This is a genomic window from Allomuricauda sp. ARW1Y1 (assembly GCF_013407935.1).
Lineage (GTDB): Bacteria > Bacteroidota > Bacteroidia > Flavobacteriales > Flavobacteriaceae > Flagellimonas.
Window position 1 is genome coordinate 420,619 of record NZ_JACBZU010000002.1, and the last position, 19,238, is coordinate 439,856.

The 19,238-nt window shown below is 44.9% G+C and carries 17 protein-coding genes; 13 read left to right on the forward strand and 4 right to left on the reverse strand.

Annotated features, from left to right (window positions below; genetic code table 11):
• Positions 1 to 65 precede the first annotated feature (65 nt).
• Genes GGE08_RS06630 through GGE08_RS06645 form a run of 4 tightly spaced genes read left to right on the forward strand, consistent with a single transcriptional unit; the run spans position 66 to position 5,620 of the window.
• Entirely contained in the window at positions 66 to 1,574 is a 1,509-nt protein-coding gene (locus GGE08_RS06630; protein WP_179384112.1) for a glycoside hydrolase family 10 protein, read from the forward strand.
• Positions 1,575 to 1,628: 54 nt separating this feature from the next.
• Positions 1,629 to 2,909, forward strand: a complete 1,281-nt coding sequence (locus tag GGE08_RS06635) for an MFS transporter (protein ID WP_179384113.1) — start codon at positions 1,629 to 1,631, stop codon at positions 2,907 to 2,909.
• Positions 2,902 to 4,488 carry a glycoside hydrolase family 3 protein gene (locus GGE08_RS06640; protein WP_179384114.1) on the forward strand — a complete coding sequence of 529 codons (1,587 nt, stop codon included), beginning with the start codon at positions 2,902 to 2,904 and terminating at the stop codon, positions 4,486 to 4,488. The genes GGE08_RS06635 and GGE08_RS06640 overlap by 8 nt, the downstream gene beginning before the upstream one ends.
• Before the next feature lie 43 nt (positions 4,489 to 4,531).
• Positions 4,532 to 5,620: an anhydro-N-acetylmuramic acid kinase gene (locus tag GGE08_RS06645; protein ID WP_179384115.1), complete on the forward strand. Its 1,089-nt coding sequence runs from the start codon at positions 4,532 to 4,534 to the stop codon at positions 5,618 to 5,620.
• Here the strand turns inward: GGE08_RS06645 and GGE08_RS06650 are convergent.
• Positions 5,617 to 6,831, reverse strand: a complete 1,215-nt coding sequence (locus GGE08_RS06650; protein WP_179384116.1) for a multidrug effflux MFS transporter — start codon at positions 6,829 to 6,831, stop codon at positions 5,617 to 5,619. The genes GGE08_RS06645 and GGE08_RS06650 overlap by 4 nt on opposite strands.
• Before the next feature lie 136 nt (positions 6,832 to 6,967).
• Here GGE08_RS06650 and GGE08_RS06655 point away from each other — a divergent pair, with 136 nt between their 5' ends.
• Positions 6,968 to 8,080, forward strand: coding sequence for a Gfo/Idh/MocA family protein (locus GGE08_RS06655; protein ID WP_306456983.1), 1,113 nt, complete (start codon positions 6,968 to 6,970; stop codon positions 8,078 to 8,080).
• A gap of 94 nt (positions 8,081 to 8,174) precedes the next feature.
• On the opposite strand, the gene GGE08_RS06660 is transcribed toward GGE08_RS06655, so the two are convergent.
• From GGE08_RS06660 to GGE08_RS06670, 3 genes are read right to left on the reverse strand one after another with little or no spacing between them, the layout of a single operon-like run.
• On the reverse strand, positions 8,175 to 9,716 hold the full coding sequence (locus GGE08_RS06660; protein ID WP_179384117.1) for an acyl-CoA carboxylase subunit beta: 1,542 nt from the start codon (positions 9,714 to 9,716) through the stop codon (positions 8,175 to 8,177).
• Positions 9,717 to 9,720: 4 nt separating this feature from the next.
• Positions 9,721 to 11,163: an acetyl-CoA carboxylase biotin carboxylase subunit gene (accC, locus tag GGE08_RS06665; protein ID WP_179384118.1), complete on the reverse strand. Its 1,443-nt coding sequence runs from the start codon at positions 11,161 to 11,163 to the stop codon at positions 9,721 to 9,723.
• A gap of 6 nt (positions 11,164 to 11,169) precedes the next feature.
• Entirely contained in the window at positions 11,170 to 11,655 is a 486-nt protein-coding gene (locus GGE08_RS06670; protein ID WP_179384119.1) for an acetyl-CoA carboxylase biotin carboxyl carrier protein subunit, read from the reverse strand.
• A gap of 194 nt (positions 11,656 to 11,849) precedes the next feature.
• Here GGE08_RS06670 and udk point away from each other — a divergent pair, with 194 nt between their 5' ends.
• The 8 genes from udk (at position 11,850) to GGE08_RS06710 (ending at position 19,236) form a co-directional block, all read left to right on the forward strand.
• The gene (gene udk / locus GGE08_RS06675) at positions 11,850 to 12,458 is read left to right on the forward strand and encodes a uridine kinase (protein ID WP_179384120.1); all 609 of its coding nucleotides are present in this window, start codon (positions 11,850 to 11,852) and stop codon (positions 12,456 to 12,458) included.
• Between the two features lies 1 nt (position 12,459).
• Positions 12,460 to 12,792 (forward strand): FtsB family cell division protein, encoded by a 333-nt coding sequence (locus GGE08_RS06680; protein WP_179384121.1) that lies wholly within the window; start codon positions 12,460 to 12,462, stop codon positions 12,790 to 12,792.
• On the forward strand, positions 12,785 to 14,173 hold the full coding sequence (locus GGE08_RS06685) for a methylmalonyl-CoA mutase subunit beta (protein WP_179384122.1): 1,389 nt from the start codon (positions 12,785 to 12,787) through the stop codon (positions 14,171 to 14,173). The genes GGE08_RS06680 and GGE08_RS06685 overlap by 8 nt, the downstream gene beginning before the upstream one ends.
• 10 nt (positions 14,174 to 14,183) lie before the next feature.
• Positions 14,184 to 14,708 carry a hypothetical protein gene (locus GGE08_RS06690; RefSeq protein WP_179384123.1) on the forward strand — a complete coding sequence of 175 codons (525 nt, stop codon included), beginning with the start codon at positions 14,184 to 14,186 and terminating at the stop codon, positions 14,706 to 14,708.
• Positions 14,701 to 16,773, forward strand: a complete 2,073-nt coding sequence (gene scpA, locus GGE08_RS06695; RefSeq protein ID WP_179384124.1) for a methylmalonyl-CoA mutase — start codon at positions 14,701 to 14,703, stop codon at positions 16,771 to 16,773. Before GGE08_RS06690 ends, scpA begins: the two co-directional genes overlap by 8 nt.
• A 134-nt stretch (positions 16,774 to 16,907) precedes the next feature.
• A complete protein-coding gene (locus tag GGE08_RS06700) occupies positions 16,908 to 17,681 on the forward strand; it encodes a ParA family protein (protein WP_179384125.1) in 774 nt (257 codons plus the stop codon).
• A complete protein-coding gene (locus GGE08_RS06705; RefSeq protein WP_179384126.1) occupies positions 17,682 to 18,587 on the forward strand; it encodes a ParB/RepB/Spo0J family partition protein in 906 nt (301 codons plus the stop codon).
• On the forward strand, positions 18,580 to 19,236 hold the full coding sequence (locus GGE08_RS06710) for a DUF5683 domain-containing protein (RefSeq protein ID WP_313790887.1): 657 nt from the start codon (positions 18,580 to 18,582) through the stop codon (positions 19,234 to 19,236). Before GGE08_RS06705 ends, GGE08_RS06710 begins: the two co-directional genes overlap by 8 nt.
• Positions 19,237 to 19,238 lie beyond the last annotated feature (2 nt).

Below are 19,238 nucleotides of genomic sequence, written 5' to 3' on the forward strand. Positions count from 1 at the left end.
TTGTTTAATTTAATCTAGCAAAAAGGCCTACATTTAATGCACAAGTAGGCCTTTTACTTTTTTCAATGCATCGATTTTTAACTATAATTCCCATACTCTTTCTCTTATCCTGTGCAACGACCAAACCACCCAAACAAGAATTTAGGGGCGTTTGGGTCGCCACCGTGGCCAACATCGATTGGCCCAAACATCCTGAAGATGAAGTCGCCAAAAAAAAGAAGGACTTTATCGATATTTTGGAATTCTATCAAAATTTGAATTTCAATGCTGCCATAGTTCAAGTACGAACTGCCGGGGATGCACTTTACCCTACTGCTTTGGCCCCTTGGTCCAGATACCTCTCAGGTACCGAGGGTGAAGCCCCGAAGGGATTTGACAAACCACTGGAATGGATGATTTCGGAAACCCACAAAAGGGGCATGGAATTTCACGCATGGCTCAATCCCTACCGTGCCACCGTAAGTCTTAATACTTCCACCTTATCGGAAACCCATGATTACTTTCAACACCCCGATTGGATTGTTACCTACGGTAACAAAAACTATTATAATCCGGGACTTCCCGAAGTCAGGGAAAAATTCAACGCCATTATAGAGGAACTCGTCACCAATTACGAAGTGGACGCCATCCATTTTGATGACTATTTCTATCCCTATAAAGTGGAAGGCGAAACTTTCGATGATGCCGAAGCCTACTCCACCTATGCGCCAACGGGTCAATCCTTAGAAGATTGGCGACGTAGCAATGTGGATTCACTGGTAAAAAGCGTCCATAACACCATCAAAAAACACAAACCTTGGGTACAGTTCGGAATAAGCCCGTTTGGGGTGTGGAAAAACCGGGATACGGACCCAAGGGGTTCCGACACCAAAGCTGGACAAACCACCTACGAAGACCTTTATGCCGACCCTATTTTATGGGTTCAACAAGGCTGGTTGGACTATTTGGCCCCACAAGTGTATTGGAGCATGGACTATCCTGTGGCCTCTCACAAGGTTATTGCCAAATGGTGGGCGGAGCATGCTCCCAACACCCATTTGTACATAGGCAATGGTGCTTACAAGATCAAAAATAATCCAGACAGAGCTTGGGACAGAAAACGGGAGATACCCCAACAGCTCAACTTTGCCCGAAATTTGGAAAACATTGACGGAAATATCTTTTTCAGTGCCAAATCCTTGATGGGCAATCACGAAAAGATAACTCGGAAATTGCAGAGGAAGTTATATCCGCTTCCATCCGAAACCCCCGGTCCATTGAATAAGGTGGTTCGACAGCTACAACTCCCTGCCATATCCTCCACAGAATTGAAGAATGGGACCTTGGAGATCTGCATCCGTCACGTGGATAATATTCCCCGATTTTTGAATCTGTACAAATCAGGTAAGGAAGGTCCTCAACTCATTGGAAAGCAATATCTTTCTGAGAGTGCTATCGAAGGTTGCTATGTGTTTGATTTGGAAAAAAAGCATCTTCGAAAAGAAATAATGATTGGAGTAAGCGATGCCTATGGCAATCAAAGTGGTTTACAAACCGTACCAATGAACCAAAACCAAATCAATACCAAAAACTAAGGTGACACCCAACGTACATAAAAATTTATATCGCAACCTAAAAAAACAAACAAAGTGAATGTAGCGCCAAAAGACAAAAACGCCTGGTTATGGATACCGTTCCTCTATTTCACCCAAGGCATACCCTACATTTTAGTGGTTACGGTCTCCGTGATCATGTACAAACGCTTAGGTATTGGTAATGCAGAAATCGGACTCTACACGAGTTGGCTATACCTCCCATGGGTGATTAAACCCTTGTGGAGCCCACTTGTGGATCTGAACGGTACCAAACGAAAATGGTTTTTGGGGATGCAGTTGCTCATTTCCTTTGCTTTTTTGGGCATTGGTCTCTTTTTGTCTTCCAACTCGTTCTTTATCATCACATTGGCCTTCTTCTGGATGGCTGCCTTCGCCTCGGCCACCAACGATATTGCCTCCGATGGCTATTACATGATCGGTCTCACGCAGAAAAAACAATCCTTCTTTATTGGACTGAGAAGCACATTTTACCGATTGGCCATGGTCACAGGGCAAGGATTGCTAGTGATTTTTGCCGGCTTCTTGGAAAATCAGTATGGTGACAATACCAAGGCGTGGTCCGTAACCATGATTACCGCTTCAGTACTCATGATAGGGTTGACCGTTGCCAATTTTTTATCCGCACCTAAGTTTGAAGCATCCACAACTACATCATCGGAAAAACCAGCAGGTTTCTTTCAAGTTTTTGCCAGTTTTTTCAAGAAACACCAAATCGGTGTCGCTTTGCTGTTCATTCTCACTTATCGATTGGGCGAGTCACAATTGGTAAAGATGGCATCCCCTTTTCTGTTGGATGAATTGGAGGTAGGCGGACTGGCCTACTCCACCGAAGCGGTAGGAACCATTTACGGCACGGTGGGCGTAATCATGCTATCCCTAGGCGGTATCCTAGGTGGAATTTTGATATCGAGAGACGGTTTAAAAAAGTGGATGCTCCCGATGCTGCTGTCCTTAAATCTGCCCAATGCGCTCTATGCACTTTTGGCCATCACCCAAACCACCAGCATATATGCAGTTGTGGGTACCGTGGTACTAGAACAGTTTGGCTATGGGTTTGGTTTTGCTGCCTTTTTGATGTATCTCATTTATGTGGCCGAAGGAGCCTCAAAAACATCGCACTACGCTATCGCCACCGGCTTCATGGCCTTGGGGATGATGCTTCCGGGAATGTTGAGCGGGTATATTCAGGAATGGCTGGGATACGACGGCTTCTTCATTTGGGTGGTGGTCGCAGCGCTCCCTGCATTCCTTGTGCTCCGTTATCTGAAATATCCCGCAGATTACGGTAAAAAAACAGTAGAATCCAATGAATAAAACGACTCAACCTTTTAGACTTCCGAAGGAACCTTTGACCTTGAAACAAAAGGTGGGACAGTTGTTCATGCCAGCCGCATTCATCAACGATACCGAAGCCGAAGTACAAAAAATGGAACAGCTTATCCGTGAACAGCACGTAGGTTCCATTTGTTTCTTTCATAGTCGGGCCAGTGCGGCCACCAATTTTGAAGGGAAAAAAGCCATTGTGCACAACGAGAAGAGCTACGACAGACTCTTGGACCTTATTGAACGGTATCAAAAAGCCGCGACCATTCCTTTGCTGATTGCAATCGATGCCGAATGGGGGCTGGCCATGCGCATTGAAAATACGCCGCAATACCCATACGCGATCACCCTTGGGGCACTTACCGATCGAGGCGAGCTTATCCATCAAGTTGGAAAAGCTATTGGGAATGACTGCAAAAAGGCAGGAATCCAATGGAATCTGGCTCCTGTTGTGGACATCAACATCAATCCAGAAAATCCGGTCATCGGTTATCGGTCTTTTGGGGACGACAGGGAAAGTGTAGTTGAGAAAGCCAGGGCTTTCTTAAAAGGTATGCAAGACAGTGGAACCTTAAACTCCGTTAAACATTTTCCAGGGCATGGCGATACCGCAACGGACTCCCATTTAGGACTTCCAGTAATCGATAAATCTTTGGACGAATTATTTGAGAACGAACTGTATCCTTTCAAAAAACTCATTGATATGGGGGTTGACTCGGTTATGGTAGGCCATTTGCTTTTGCCCCAATTGGATGCCGAGAACCCTTCCACCACCTCATCAAAAATAATTACGGAATTGCTCAGAGAGCAACTGGGCTTTAAGGGTGTTGTCATTTCAGATGCGTTGAACATGCATGCCGTTTCCAAAAAATTCCCCAAAAAAGGAACATTGGAGAAAGCGGCTTTTGATGCCGGGATGGATGTGCTATGTTTTAGCGAACATGTAAAGGAAGGTGTGGATGCCATCCTTTCCAGTGCTTCGGAGCAACGCATTCAAGAGAGTTTTGATAGGGTCTGGAAGCTAAAAGAAAAAATGTTTTCCCAAGAAAGAGAATCCAAAGAAATGGATACTATTTCGTGTTCTGAATTGAACCATACCATAGCAGAAAATACCATCACGGAACTGTATGGAGACAAAGTCATGGCTGACCACATTAAATCGTCCGGATTTTTGAGCGTTTCTGTGTCTTTTGACAAGAAAAACTGGTTTGCCGAAGAGATTTCGATACACTTTGGTTCAAAAACGGTTGATTTGGATACCGCTTTGCAGTCCAATCAGCAGAATGTCGTAGTAAGCTTATTTCCGCCTGCGGTAAAACCTAAAAATAAGTTTGGGATGGACGAAAAAACCGTGGATTCCCTTCAAAAACTTCTTCAGAAAAAGAATGTGTTGCTGTACCTGTTCGGCAATCCATATGTACTGGATATTTTAGAGTTGCCGCCCCACGCCAATGTGGTTTTGGCGTATCAAGATTTTGAAGCGTTCCAAAAGGTCGCTTTCGCCCATTTCTCCGGAAAAATCAAGCCAAAAGGACAGCTTCCCATTCAACTAAAAACTTTTCGACCATGAGCCCACAATTTGTTATTTTTAATAGTCTCAAAAAGTATCGGGTATGAGCACTTATAAAGTTTTGGGGCTGATGTCCGGCACCTCGCTGGATGGCTTGGACATGGCCTATTGCCATATTTGGGAAGCCAACGGAACTTGGAATTTTCGCATTAAAAACACGGCCGAAATCGAATACTCGGAAGATATGCGGGAATACCTCAAAAATGCCATCCACCTTTCCGAGGAAGAACATGCCCAATTGCACAAAGATTATGGCATCTGGTTAGGGCAACAGTGCCGTTTGTTTTTGGACGAACTTGGCGAAGAGGTCGACTTTATTGCCAGTCATGGCCACACATCACATCACCGCCCCGAAGATGGTGTCACCTTTCAATTGGGCGATGGACAGCTTTTGGCGAATGTCTCCGGAAAGCAAGTGGTCTGCGATTTCAGGACTAAGGATGTTTCCTTAAAGGGACAAGGCGCTCCGTTGGTGCCCATTGGCGACAGGTTATTGTTCCACGAATACGATTTTTGTCTGAATCTCGGGGGCATCAGCAATATCTCCTTTGAAAAAAATGGGAAACGTATCGCCTACGATATTGGATTGGCCAATATGCCGCTGAACTATATCACCCACAAAATGGGAATGGCCTATGATAAAAATGGGCAACTGGCACGGTCGGGGAAATTGGACACAACACTTTTGAATGAGCTCAATACTTTGGAATATTATAAGCTCCCCTACCCCAAGTCTACTGGCTACGAATGGTTTACCTCGCAAATTGTCCCGTTGATTGAAAACTCATCGGCCTCTAATCCAGATTTGCTGCATACGTTTATCCATCATAATTGCGAGCAGATTGCCTTGGCCGTCCATCAACACAAAGCCGACAAGCCAGATAAACATAAATTATTGGCCACTGGCGGAGGCGCTCTCAACCAGTTTTTTATGGATAGCCTGCAAACTGCATTGGGCGACGACGTTGAGGTGGTAGTACCCGATAAAACCCTGATTGCCTACAAAGAAGCCCTAGTTTTCGCACTAATGGGGGTGCTGAGACTCCAAGGAAGGACCAATGTTTTAAAATCTGTGACCGGAGCCACTTCAGATTCCTGTAGCGGAGAGGTATATTACCCCCAAGAAGATTAAGTGGTGACCACCCTTTTTCGTTTGGGCTTGTTCACCAGAAGGAAAATGGCAAGGGCACAAAGACCGCAAATGGCCAAGCCAGCAAAAAGCGGCCATACCGTATCTTTTACAAATTCCCCAATAAAGGTTGCTATGGGAATGGACAGCAAAGTAGATACAAATCCATTGATAGCAGCACCAATACCCGCTATATGACCGATAGGCTCCATAGCAATGGAACGGAAGTTACCCCACATAAACCCAAGGCAGAAAAACTGAATGGACAAGAACCCTACCAGCACGTAAATACTGGGATTGGGCGTATTAAGGAATACAATGGAATACGTTAAGGCGACAACACAAAAAACAATGGTTGCCATTAAAGATAGTTTTCGCATCCCGAAGCGCATCACCAAGGTCCCGTTTAAAAAAGTGGAAAGTCCGATGGAGATGGCCAATCCTGCGAAAATATAAGGGAACATTTCCTTGAGGGCATATTGGTCTTCAAAAATATGCTGGGCCGAGCTCAAATACACTAAAAATGCGCCTGTCACCAATCCAGATGTCAAGGTAAAGGCCACGGTTTCACGATATTTCACAAATTCCTTTACTCCATCGATAAACACATGCCGTGTAAAGGGAATTTTATACTCGGGATGCAGGGTTTCCTCTTGACGTTTCCAAAACCAGATAGCAACAACCAAAACAAAGAACATCTGCACATAAAAAATAGCCTCCCATCCCGCAGCATCCAGAATCAACTTACCAATGGCAGGCGCTACCACTGGAACCAAAATAAAGAAGGCCACCACAAAGGACATGATTTTGGCCATATAATCGCCCACGTAGGTATCCCGTATGATGGAAATAGAAATCGTTCTAGGCGCCGAAAGCCCAATGCCCTGAAAGATGCGGCCCACCACCATCACTTCCAAAGAAGGTGCATACAAGCAGACGACACTTGCAATCAAAAAGATGATAAATCCAATATAAACCACTGGCTTTCTTCCAAAACTGTCGGATATGGGTCCAAAGAAGAGCTGCCCTACCCCAAGCCCCAAGAAAATCATGGTCACCAATAACTGGTTATCCGTTGGGTCGGTACTGTTGATGGCCGTTCCTATATTGGAAATGGCAGGTAGAATGGCATCAATGGCCAGGGCTACGATGGACATCAAAGCGGCCATTAGGGCCACAAACTCGAAGTTGGGTTTTTGATGTTGTTTTTGCATCAGGCAAAATTAGGCATACCCATTGGACTGGTAAAGCATTTAAGAAAGGTTTAATGTAAAGGAAACATATACATCGTTGTAGTTGAACATTTTACAAGTCTTTCTAAAAACTATAAAACCTTATCTCTTCCAAATCATGGCGAAAAATGAAGATAACCCTATCTTTAAGGCTAAATCTTTGGAAACAATGGGCAAATTAAAGGTACTGGTGGTCGGATGTGGCAACATGGGAACCTCCCATGCACGCGCATACCATCAATTGGAAGGTTTTGAGATTGTAGGATTGGTCAGCAGAGGGGCCAAAAGTCGCGAACGGCTTTCCAAAGAACTGGACGGTGCTCCTACATTTTCGGACTATAATGAGGCACTCCGAGCCACTCAACCGGATGTGGTATCCATCAACACTTATCCCGACACTCATTTTAATTATGTGAAAATGGCCTTGGAAGCCAATGCCCATGTTTTTGTGGAAAAACCCCTTGCCCTAACCGTAGCGGAAGCGGAAACTTTGGTGGCGCTGGCCCAACAGCAAAACCGAAAAATGGTCGTAGGCTACATTTTGAGGGTGCACCCTACTTGGGCTAAGTTTACCGAAATGGCTCAGACCTTGGGCAAACCTTTGGTAATGCGCATGAATCTGAACCAGCAAAGCTCCGGTGAGCAATGGTATACCCATAAGCAACTGATGAAATCCATGTCGCCCATAGTGGACTGCGGCGTGCATTATGTAGATGTGATGTGTTCCATGACCCGCTCCAAACCCATTAGTGTTTCTGCCATTGGTGCCCATTTATCGGACGAAGTGGATACTGAGATGTACAACTATGGACAGTTACAGGTTCGTTTTGAGGATGGTTCCGTAGGCTGGTACGAGGCAGGTTGGGGTCCCATGATGAGCGAAACCGCCTTTTTTATCAAAGATGTGATAGGTCCCAAAGGCTGTGTTTCCATTAGTGATTTGGACAAAGGCGCTTCTGAGGATATCGAGGGGCATACCAAAACAGGAAGTTTGAAACTGCACCACAGCGAACTCAATGCAGAAGGCAATTTTACCAAAAAGGATGAAATCATCAGCACTGCGGACGAACCGGACCATGATGGACTATGCCTGTTGGAACAAGAATATTTGCTCGATGCCATTATAAACGACCGTGACCTCACCGACCATTTGAACGATGCGGTGAACAGCCTTAAAATCGTACTCGCCGCCGATGAATCGGTCAAAACTGGGAAGACGGTGATGTTGTAGTTAAACTGTCAGCCCTCGGAAAATCTAAAAACTAAGGTTTTCGAGAAAATCCGTGTCATTCGTGTCAACCTTAAAGTTTGATCACTTGCCGAGTTTACAACGGAATATTCCCATGCTTTTTCCATGGGGTTTGCACCTCTTTCTTTTCCAGCATGGCAAACGTCTTCAACAATTTGCTTCGGGTATCTTTGGGCAGAATCACCTCATCGATAAAACCACGCTTCGCGGCCCTATAGGGGTTTGCAAACTTATTGGCATACTCCGCTTCCTTTTCCTTGAGTTTGGCTTCTGGGTCGTCGGCTGCGGCAATTTCACGTCTAAAAATAATCTCACTCGCGCCTTTTGCTCCCATTACTGCAATTTCAGCGCTCGGCCAAGCATAGTTGAAATCGGCACCGATATGTTTGGAATTCATCACATCATAGGCGCCACCATAGGCTTTTCGGGTAATTACGGTAACTCTGGGCACCGTTGCCTCACTCAAAGCATAGAGCAATTTGGCACCATGTACGATAATCCCGCTCCATTCCTGGTCCGTTCCGGGCAAAAATCCTGGGACGTCCACCAAGACCAATAAGGGAATATTGAACGAATCACAAAAACGGGTAAATCGGGCTGCTTTTCGCGAACTTTTCACTCCCAGCACCCCAGCCAGGAACATAGGCTGGTTGGCAATGATCCCGATGCTTCGTCCACCCAATCGGGCAAAGCCAGTAATGATATTTTCCGCATAATCTTTATGGATTTCATAAAAGGAATCCCCATCGATAATTCCATTGATCACATCGTGCATGTCATAAGGCTTGTTGGGGTTGTCGGGAACAATGCTGGACAGTTCCTCACGGGTTTCATCACCAAGCTCGTATGGCAATAGCGGAGTGGTTTCCTTATTGTTCTGCGGTAAATAGTCCAAAAGTTTTCTGATATCATCCAAACATGTGGCATCATTGGCCGAAGTCCTGTGCGCCACCCCGGATTTAACAGCGTGGGTACTGGCACCGCCCAATTCTTCAGAAGTCACGGTCTCGTTGGTTACCGTTTTGACCACGTTGGGCCCTGTCACGAACATATAACTGGTTTCTTCCACCATGATGATGAAATCGGTCATGGCGGGCGAATATACCGCCCCACCGGCACAAGGTCCCATAATGGCCGAAATCTGTGGAATCACCCCTGATGCCTGTACATTTCGATAAAAAATATCGGCATAACCGCCTAGCGATCGTACTCCCTCCTGTATCCGGGCTCCCCCCGAATCATTGAGTCCGATAACGGGTGCACCTACCTTCATGGCCAAATCCATCACCTTACAGATTTTTTCTGCGTGGGTTTCTGAAAGCGCTCCCCCAAAAACGGTAAAATCTTGCGCATACACATACACCAACCGTCCATTTACGGTTCCGTAGCCGGTCACCACACCATCGCCATAGTACATTTCCTTATCCATGCCAAAATCGGTGGTACGATGGGTCACCAAAATGCCCATTTCCTCGAAAGAGCCTTCATCCAAAAAGTAGAGCACGCGTTCCCGGGCCGTTAATTTTTTCTTCTGATGTTGCTTTTCGATGCGTTTTTCACCACCGCCCAAATGGGCCTGTGCAATTCTGTCCTGTAGTTCTTTTATTTTGTGATCCATGGATTCAGTTTGAAGGTAATCGTACTATTTTCTTGTCTTCCAAAAATTGATGAAGGGCAATCATGGCGGCAATTTCCGCTTCGTTGCTTGTTTGTTCCTTTATCATTTCGGGAGCGTAATAATTCTTTACAAAGTGGGTGTCAAAATTCCCAGAACGGAAGGCTTCGTGGGCAAACACAAAGCTGCCAAAAGGCAAGGTTGTCTGTACTCCTTTCACCTTATAATTTTGAATGGCGTCCAGCATCAGTTCAATCGCTTCCTCTCTTGTTTTACCATAGGTAATCAGCTTGGAAAGCATGGGATCGTAGTAAATGGGGATATCCATTCCTTCCCGAAAACCGTTGTCCACCCGAATTCCCTCTCCCACGGGAAGTTGATAGGTCTCCAGATTCCCAACACTGGGCAAAAAGTCGTTCAAAGGATCTTCGGCATATACCCGAAGTTCCACGGCGTGTCCATTTATGGTAAGGTCTTCCTGCTTCATGGGCAATTCTTCGCCACGGGCCACTTTTATCTGCAACTCTACCAAGTCTACCCCAGTGATCAATTCAGTCACTGGATGCTCCACTTGCAGACGGGTGTTCATTTCCAAGAAATAAAAATTATGGTCGGCGTCCATCAAAAATTCGACGGTACCGGCACCAATATAGTCACAGGATTTGGCCACTTTACAGGCCGCTTCGCCCATTTCTTTGCGCAATTCGGGCGTTAAAATGGCAGAAGGCGCTTCCTCCACCACCTTTTGGTGACGCCGCTGCACGCTGCATTCCCTTTCAAAAAAGTGCAACACATTCCCATGGGTATCGGCCATTACCTGTACCTCGATATGCCTGGGCGAAGTCACATATTTTTCCACAAAAACGGAGCCGTCGCCAAAGGCGGAAGTGGCCTCACTAATGGCCCGCTTCATTCCGGATTCCAAATCTTCCGCTTTTTCCACAATACGCATTCCCTTTCCTCCACCTCCGGCAGAGGCCTTGATCAATACGGGATAACCAACTTCGTTGGCAATTTCATGGGCTTTGGCCACATCCGAAATGGCTTCGTCAATACCGGGAACCATGGGAATATCATAGGCTTTTACAGCTTCCTTGGCCGCTAGTTTGCTTCCCATAATTCGGATGGCCTTGGATTTTGGACCAATAAAGGTAATTCCGCTGTTTTCGACGGCTTCGGCAAAATCAGCATTTTCACTTAAAAAACCATAACCGGGATGGATGCCATCCACTTGGAGTTTTTTGGCCACTTCAATGATCTTGTCCCCTTTGAGATAGGATTTGTTCGAGGGTGCTTCGCCGATACAGACGGCTTCGTCGGCGAACAATACATGGGGAGCGTTTCTGTCGACCTCCGAATAAACCGCAACGGTTTTTATTCCCATTTTTTTGACGGTCTTCATCACCCTAACAGCGATTTCGCCACGGTTGGCAATCAATATTTTTTTCATGTTGCTTTATTCAAATTCGATCAACAATTGTTTCTTCTCTACGGCGTCGCCTTTGGATACGCTAACGCTTTTGATTACCCCCTGTCGAGGCGAGGTGATGATGTTTTCCATTTTCATCGCCTCCAAGATTAATAATTGGTCCTCTTCGTTCACCTCCTGTCCTTCTTCCACCAAAATATCCAGAATCAATCCCGGCATGGGCGCTGAAATGGAGTCGATGTTTTTTCCCGCATTCACGGCAAAACCCATTTTTTTGATCAGTTCATCCAAAGGGGTCTGTATAGCGGTTTCGTATTCGCTACCGTTAATGCTGATGGTATAGGTTCCTTTATTGAAGTGGGAATCCAGGATCTTTACGTGGTACGATGTGCCATCCTTCAATAAATGATAGGCCCCATCATCAGTCCTGATCAAATCCAACGAAGAAATCGTATCCTTGGAAAGTGTAAAGTCAAAGTCATCCCCAACCTTGACCGAATAAGAATCATTCATATCAAAAATTTCCATTGGTTAGCTTGATAAATATAAGGGTATTGCATTAGAATTCATACAAAGCTATGGCCAATCGAAACCAATAATTATGACAATGATCATTAATTGCTATCTTAATCTTCCTTAACTATGTTGTGTCGTAATTGGGCAGGAGATGTAATCATTTGTTTATTTTTGATGCCAAAATTTGAACTATGCTGATCTTAGGGATTGCAGGCGGCACGGGCTGCGGTAAAACTACGGTAGTGAACCAGATTGTGGAGCAGTTGCCCACAAACGAAGTTGGGGTTATTTCCCAAGATTCCTATTATAACGATCTTTCCCATATGACCAAGGAAGAAAGGGCCATGGTAAACTTTGATCACCCCAATTCGATAGACTTTGACCTTTTGATTGAGCATATCCAATTGTTGAAAGAAGGAAAAACCATCGATACCCCCATCTATTCCTTTGTGGAAGAGACCCGGATGAAAGAGACCATTCCCACTCCACCCAGAAAAGTGATGATCGTGGAGGGCATTTTGGTGCTGAGTAACCCTAAGCTTAGGGATATGTTCGATATTAAGATTTTTGTACATGCCGATTCGGACGAACGTTTGATACGAAGGCTGCAAAGGGATACGCAAGAACGGGGGCATGACTTGAAGAAAGTGCTTACGCGGTATCAAACTGCCGTAAAACCCATGCACCTTCAATTTATAGAGCCGTCGAAGGAGTTTGCCGACATCATTATCCCGAACAACCACTACAATACGGTGGCCGTGGACATTGTAAGGACCATTATCAACAATAAACTCGCGTAGCATGGGCTTAAAGGAATGGAGAAAAAAGAAATGGTTTAAGATCATGACCAATACGTACATTTTGGTACTGACCATTTTTGTGATTTGGATGGCCTTTTTTGATACCAATTCCCTTTTGATCCATTTGGAACTGGAGAATGAAATCGATAAGTTAGAGAAGGAAAAAGAGTTTCTGAAAAACGAGATTGCCAAGGACAAGGAAATCTTGAAAAAGATGTCCGATGAAAGGGAGTTGGAAAAACTCGCCCGCGAAAAATATTACATGAAAAAGGACAACGAAGAAATATTCTTGATCGAGTACGAAGACAGCCTAAAGCATAAAAACGATGACTAAATCCGGCCTATTTAGTGAATTCCCCGAGGTTAGCGCCAAGCAGTGGAAACAAAAAATCCAGATGGACCTTAAAGGTGCCGATTACAACGAAGCCTTGGTCTGGGAATCTTTGGAAGGCATCAACGTAAAACCGTTCTACCATCAGGAGGATTTGGAGAACATTCCCACCTATCCTCTACCCAAGAACCATGATTGGTCTGTTGGTCAATCCATTTATGCGGGAGATGCGCAAAAAGCCAATGCCAAAGCTCAGGAAATCCTAAAGAAAGGGGTGGAAAGTTTGATTTTTACGGTTCCCAATGAGGAAATCGATTTTGACGCTTTGTTGTCGGGAATAATTCTGAAAGACATCCAACTCTATTTCAACTTTGAGTTTTTGGCCCTGGAACCCATCCAAAAATTAGTGTCTCTCCTCAAAAGCAAAAATGCAAAAGCCCATTTGAACGTCGACATTATCGGACATTTGGCCAAAGAGGGCAACTGGTACCATACATTAGAGAAAGACCACGACATTTTTGATTATTTAGTGAAGCTCGGTACTTCGGATATTTCATTGGCAGGAATCGATATCTCACACTATCAAAATGCGGGTGCCAACATGGTACAGCAGCTGGCCTATGGCATGGCCCATGCCAATGAGTATCTTAACCATGTCTCCTCGAGCGGACTCGAGAAGTCTTTCCCAGTTACCTTTACCGTAGCTGTGGGCGGCAACTATTTCTTTGAAATAGCCAAATTGAGGGCATTGCGGTGGCTTTGGACCAGTTTGGCATCGGAATATGGCATCAAAAGCGATTGTCATATCCTGGCAATTCCATCCAAGCGCAACAAAACAATTTACGATTACAATGTGAACATGCTCCGAACCACGTCGGAATGCATGTCGGCAGTATTGGGCGGGGCGGATACGGTTTGTAATCTACCCTATGATGCCCTCTACCACAAAGACAACGAATTTGGGGAACGCATTGCACGAAATCAATTGTTGCTGTTGAAAGAAGAAAGTTATCTGGCCGGAGCATCCCAAATTGCAACAGGTTCCTATTACATCGAATCACTTACGCACCAATTGGCAGAAAAAGCCCTTTCCCTTTTCAAGCAATTGGAAAAAGGAGGTGGATTTTTGGATGGGTTGAAGAAGGGAACCATCCAACAAAAAATAAAGGAGAGCGCCGAAAAGGAACAACAGCTTTTTGATGAGGGAAAAATTGTTTCGTTGGGTACCAATACCTACCAAAATCCTGAAGATCGGATGAAGGACAGTCTCGAGCTTTACCCCTTTGTAAAGACCAAAGCGAGAAAAACCATCATTGAACCCATTATTGCGAGAAGATTAGCTGAAACTTCCGAACAAAAAAGATTGAACATAGAAAACACTTAAACCATATGAAATGAATCCAAATCCGAATTACCCAAACTACACCTACTTAAAAACAACGATAATTATATTAATGCTTATGGTATCGACAGTATCCTTGGCTCAAGAAAATGCCTTGAAATTATCTAAAATGGAAAACGGAGAAATCAAGCGGACTAAATTTTACAACGAAGGAAGAAGAGTGAAAATAATAACTCACAATGGAGAAAAATATAAAGGTAAGTTTACCATCTTGGACAACGAAACTTTAAATATTGGAAACATCGACATTTCATTGAAAAAAATCAAAAGAATACGTCTTTCAGGAGATGGTAAAGTAATCGCTGGGGCTATTGCATTAGTTGTAGGCGCAAGTCTATCAATATATTCCATGATGTTGTTATCAACTGAAGTAGTCACTTTTGGATTGGTAAAATCGGCTAATGCTGGGAATCTGTTTTTAATTGGTAGTGCATTGAACATTGGTGGGATTTATTTTTTAATAGAAAACTCACCTAAAAGGGAAAATTGGAAAATAGAAATTGTTCAAAATGAGTAGAAAAAACCTTCAACAACTGGAATTGGCTGTCAGTTCGAGCGCTGTCGAGACCCAAAATTACGAGCACGAAAATTTCGCAGCAGGCATCTCTCCCTTTTTGCGCGGCCCCTACTCCACCATGTATGTTCGCCGGCCTTGGACCATTCGCCAATACGCAGGTTTTTCAACCGCCGAGGAAAGCAATGCGTTTTACAGAAGAAACCTGGAAGCTGGACAAAAAGGGCTTTCCGTAGCTTTCGATCTACCCACCCACCGTGGGTATGATTCCGACAACGACCGAGTTGTCGGTGATGTGGGTAAAGCTGGTGTTGCCATAGATTCCATTGAGGACATGAAGATTTTGTTCAACGGTATCCCCTTGGATAAAATGTCTGTTTCCATGACCATGAACGGTGCGGTAATCCCCATAATGGCCTTTTATATCGTTGCGGGTTTGGAACAAGGCGTTTCCATAGAACAGCTATCCGGGACCATACAAAACGATATTTTAAAGGAGTTCATGGTGCGTAACACCTACATTTATCCGCCAACGCCATCCATGCAAATCGTAGCGGACATTTTTGAGTTTACCAGCAAGAACATGCCCCGTTTCAATAGCATCAGTATTTCGGGCTACCACATGCATGAGGCCGGAGCCCCGGCATCCATGGAGTTGGCCTACACTTTGGCCGATGGGGTGGAATACATTCGAACCGGGATACAGGCAGGTCTCAAAATCGATGAATTTGCACCAAGGCTTTCCTTTTTCTGGGGAATTGGGATGAACCACTTTGTGGAAATCGCCAAAATGCGAGCAGGAAGAATGCTCTGGGCCAAGTTGTTGCAACAGTTCAACCCCAAAAACGAGAAATCCTCCATGCTCCGCACCCATAGTCAAACCAGCGGATGGAGTTTGACCGAGCAGGACCCTTTCAACAATGTAGCCAGAACCACCATTGAAGCTATGGCTGCTGCCTTTGGTGGCACACAAAGCCTGCACACCAATGCTTTGGACGAGGCCATTGCCTTACCCACAGATTTCTCGGCGCGTATTGCACGCAACACGCAAATCTATCTGCAACAAGAGACCCATATTACCCGAACCGTAGATCCTTGGGCCGGTAGTCAAAAAGTAGAAGAATTGACTCATGAGATTGCTGAACATGCCTGGGAACTGATTCAAGAGGTAGAAAAATTAGGGGGAATGACCAAAGCCATCGAAAAAGGTATCCCCAAAATGCGGATTGAGGAAGCCGCAGCCAAAAAACAGGCACGTATCGATAGTGGCCAAGATGTCATTGTTGGCGTCAATAAATACCGACTGGAAAACGAAGAAGAGCTGCAAATCTTGGAAGTGGATAATGCCAAAGTACGCAAGCAGCAAATGGCACGTTTGGAACAAATCCGCAGCACAAGAGATTCTGAAAAAGTAGAACAGGCCCTAGAAGCCATTCGAATAGCAGCCAAAAAAGCCTCCGAGAACAACACCGACCGTGGAAATTTGTTAGCTTTAGCCATTGAAGCTGCCAAAGAACGTGCTACGCTAGGCGAAATCAGCAATGCCATGGAAAGTGCCTTTGGACGCTATAGAGCAAAAATCCAATCCTTTACCGGAGTGTATTCCAAAGAAATCAAAAACGACGAAAGTTTTGAAAATGCCCGTAAGTTGGCCGATGCCTTTGCCGAACAGGAAGGGCGTAGACCACGGATAATGGTGGCCAAAATGGGTCAAGACGGTCATGACCGTGGCGCCAAAGTGGTAGCCACTGGCTACGCCGACCTTGGTTTTGATGTGGATATTGGTCCTCTATTTCAGACTCCCGCCGAGGTGGCCAAACAGGCCGTGGAAAACGATGTACACGTGCTCGGGATTTCCTCCTTGGCAGGTGGACATAAAACCTTGGTTCCCGAAGTAATTCAAGAACTCAAAAAATACGGTCGGGAAGATATCATGGTGATTGTTGGAGGGGTAATTCCGAAGCAGGATTACAAACATTTGCTGGACAATGGTGCGGTGGCAGTATTCGGACCAGGTACGAAGATTGCCGATGCGGCCACGGAAATCCTGAACATCCTTCTGGATTAGGATTCGTAACCATCTTGTGCCTAAAAGTTTAACTTTATTTAACGCAGCATAGCAGGTTTATTCACCCCCTGTTAACAAATTACATTTTATCGCATCTTAAATAATCGTATTTTTAACGCCTAACTTACTATGAAATGGGCAAGATTATTGCAATAGCAAACCAAAAGGGTGGTGTTGGAAAAACGACCACTACGGTTAACCTTGCAGCCTCTTTGGGCGTATTGGAAAAAAAAGTACTGCTGATTGATGCAGACCCCCAAGCCAATGCTACCTCTGGATTGGGCATTGATGTGGATTCCATGGAAAACGGAACCTACCAGCTTCTGGAACATACCATGAGCGTTGAAGAAGTAACGGTTACCACAGATTCCCCGAATGTTGACCTAGTCCCTGCTCACATTGACCTTGTGGCCATCGAAATCGAATTGGTGGACAAGGACAACAGGGAATATATGATGAAAGAAGCCCTGAAGAATCTGGGTGACAAGTACGATTTTGTATTGATCGACTGTGCGCCGTCTTTGGGATTGCTCACGTTGAACGCGCTTACCGCAGCCGATTCGGTAATGATCCCGATTCAATGCGAGTACTTTGCCTTGGAAGGCCTTGGAAAGTTATTGAACACTGTAAAAAGTGTACAGAAAATACATAACAACGATTTGGACATCGAAGGAATGTTGTTGACCATGTACGATTCTAGGTTACGACTTTCCAACCAAGTGGTTGAAGAAGTGAAAAAGCACTTCGCGGATATGGTTTTTGATACCATCATCCAGAGAAACGTTAGGCTGAGCGAGGCCCCAAGTTATGGCGAAAGCATCATAAAATATGATGCCAGTAGCAAAGGTGCCTCCAATTACCTTAACTTGGCCAACGAAATTTTGAAGAAAAACAAGGAGAAAGTTTAGATGGCGAAAGCAACAAAAAAACAGGCGTTGGGAAGAGGCCTGTCCGCTCTTTTGAATGATCCGGACAACGATATTAAATCAGTTTCGGATAAAAATGCGGACAAGGTTATTGGAAATGTAGTAGAACTGGACATCAATTCCATTGAAGTCAATCCTTTTCAGCCACGTTCCAATTTTAACGACGAAACCCTTGAAGAACTGGCCAGTTCCATTCGCGAGCTTGGCATTATACAGCCCATTACGGTACGAAAACTGGATTTCAACAAATTCCAGCTGGTCTCTGGGGAACGTAGGTTCCGTGCCTCCAAGTTGGTGGGATTGGAAACCATTCCTGCCTATATCCGCATTGCCAACGATCAAGAATCCTTGGAAATGGCTTTGGTGGAGAATATCCAAAGGCAAGATTTGGATCCCATCGAAATCGCTTTGTCCTATCAGCGACTTATTGATGAGATTGAAATCACGCAGGAAAAATTGAGCGATCGTGTGGGCAAAAAGCGTTCAACCATTACCAATTACCTGCGTCTGCTGAAGTTGGACCCTATTATCCAAACGGGAATGCGTGATGGGTTCATCAGCATGGGCCATGGTAGGGCGCTTATCAATATTGATAAGAAAAAAGACCAGATCGCCATTTACGAGAAAGTGGTTTCCGAAGGTTTGTCCGTAAGGGCCACGGAGCAACTGGTGAAAGCAAGAAAAGAACCTGAAAGTGCAGGTTCAGTCAAGAAAAAATCCACCCAGGACGTACCCGAATTCGTTTCCAAAAGTCTTGATTCCATTAAAGAACGGCTTGCGACCAAAGTAGATATTACCACATCCAAAAACGGAAAAGGAAAAATTGTGATACCCTTCCACTCGGAAGAAGACTTTAAGCGTATCAAAAAATTATTGACAGGTGAATAAAAACCTCCTTTTACTGCTCTTTTCCTTTTTGTGGTTGCAGTTAGGTTTTTCTCAAGAAGAAGAGAAAAAGGAAAACGAAAAGCAACCTCAGCAGACCCAAGAGGCAGACTCCCTTACACAAAACATGAAAGGGAAAGGGGTCACTTTTGAAGAGGTTACAAAGCAAGAAAACATCAATCCGCTAGCGCCCAGCAAAGCTGCCTTCTATTCTGCTATTCTGCCCGGTCTTGGTCAAATTTACAATAAGCGATATTGGAAAGCACCTATCGTTTGGGGAGCCATGGGAACCGGTATTTATGTGTACTCCTTCAACAACACCGAATATAGAAGAGCCCGAAATGCGTTTAAACGGCGGCTGGCCGGCTTTGAGGACGACGAGTTCTTTGACCTGAACGGGGATGGCGTTGGTCCGGATGTGTCTTCCGAAGCCTTGCAATCGGCACAAGAAAATACGCAACGGGACAGGGACCTGGCCTTGGTGATTACCATAGCACTCTACGCCTTGAACATCATCGATGCCAACGTGGATTCCCATTTAAAGCAATATAATGTAAGTGATGATTTGGCGGTGGATTTTAACCCCGTAATAGACATCAATCCATTTACCAACGACCTTAACTATGGCATGGCCATGGTGATAAAATTTTAGCG

Excerpts from the sequence above, each read along its gene's own strand:
- GGE08_RS06630 (WP_179384112.1), top strand. The coding sequence starts at position 66 with ATGCATCGATTTTTAACTATAATTCCCATACTCTTTCTCTTATCCTGT.
- GGE08_RS06640 (WP_179384114.1), top strand. The coding sequence starts at position 2,902 with ATGAATAAAACGACTCAACCTTTTAGACTTCCGAAGGAACCTTTGACC.
- GGE08_RS06645 (WP_179384115.1), top strand. The coding sequence starts at position 4,532 with ATGAGCACTTATAAAGTTTTGGGGCTGATGTCCGGCACCTCGCTGGAT.
- GGE08_RS06650 (WP_179384116.1), bottom strand. The coding sequence starts at position 6,831 with ATGCAAAAACAACATCAAAAACCCAACTTCGAGTTTGTGGCCCTAATG.
- GGE08_RS06655 (WP_306456983.1), top strand. The coding sequence starts at position 6,968 with ATGGCGAAAAATGAAGATAACCCTATCTTTAAGGCTAAATCTTTGGAA.
- GGE08_RS06660 (WP_179384117.1), bottom strand. The coding sequence starts at position 9,716 with ATGGATCACAAAATAAAAGAACTACAGGACAGAATTGCACAGGCCCAT.
- accC (WP_179384118.1), bottom strand. The coding sequence starts at position 11,163 with ATGAAAAAAATATTGATTGCCAACCGTGGCGAAATCGCTGTTAGGGTG.
- GGE08_RS06670 (WP_179384119.1), bottom strand. The coding sequence starts at position 11,655 with ATGAATGATTCTTATTCGGTCAAGGTTGGGGATGACTTTGACTTTACA.
- udk (WP_179384120.1), top strand. The coding sequence starts at position 11,850 with ATGCTGATCTTAGGGATTGCAGGCGGCACGGGCTGCGGTAAAACTACG.
- GGE08_RS06680 (WP_179384121.1), top strand. The coding sequence starts at position 12,460 with ATGGGCTTAAAGGAATGGAGAAAAAAGAAATGGTTTAAGATCATGACC.
- GGE08_RS06685 (WP_179384122.1), top strand. The coding sequence starts at position 12,785 with ATGACTAAATCCGGCCTATTTAGTGAATTCCCCGAGGTTAGCGCCAAG.
- GGE08_RS06690 (WP_179384123.1), top strand. The coding sequence starts at position 14,184 with ATGAATCCAAATCCGAATTACCCAAACTACACCTACTTAAAAACAACG.
- scpA (WP_179384124.1), top strand. The coding sequence starts at position 14,701 with ATGAGTAGAAAAAACCTTCAACAACTGGAATTGGCTGTCAGTTCGAGC.
- GGE08_RS06700 (WP_179384125.1), top strand. The coding sequence starts at position 16,908 with ATGGGCAAGATTATTGCAATAGCAAACCAAAAGGGTGGTGTTGGAAAA.
- GGE08_RS06705 (WP_179384126.1), top strand. The coding sequence starts at position 17,682 with ATGGCGAAAGCAACAAAAAAACAGGCGTTGGGAAGAGGCCTGTCCGCT.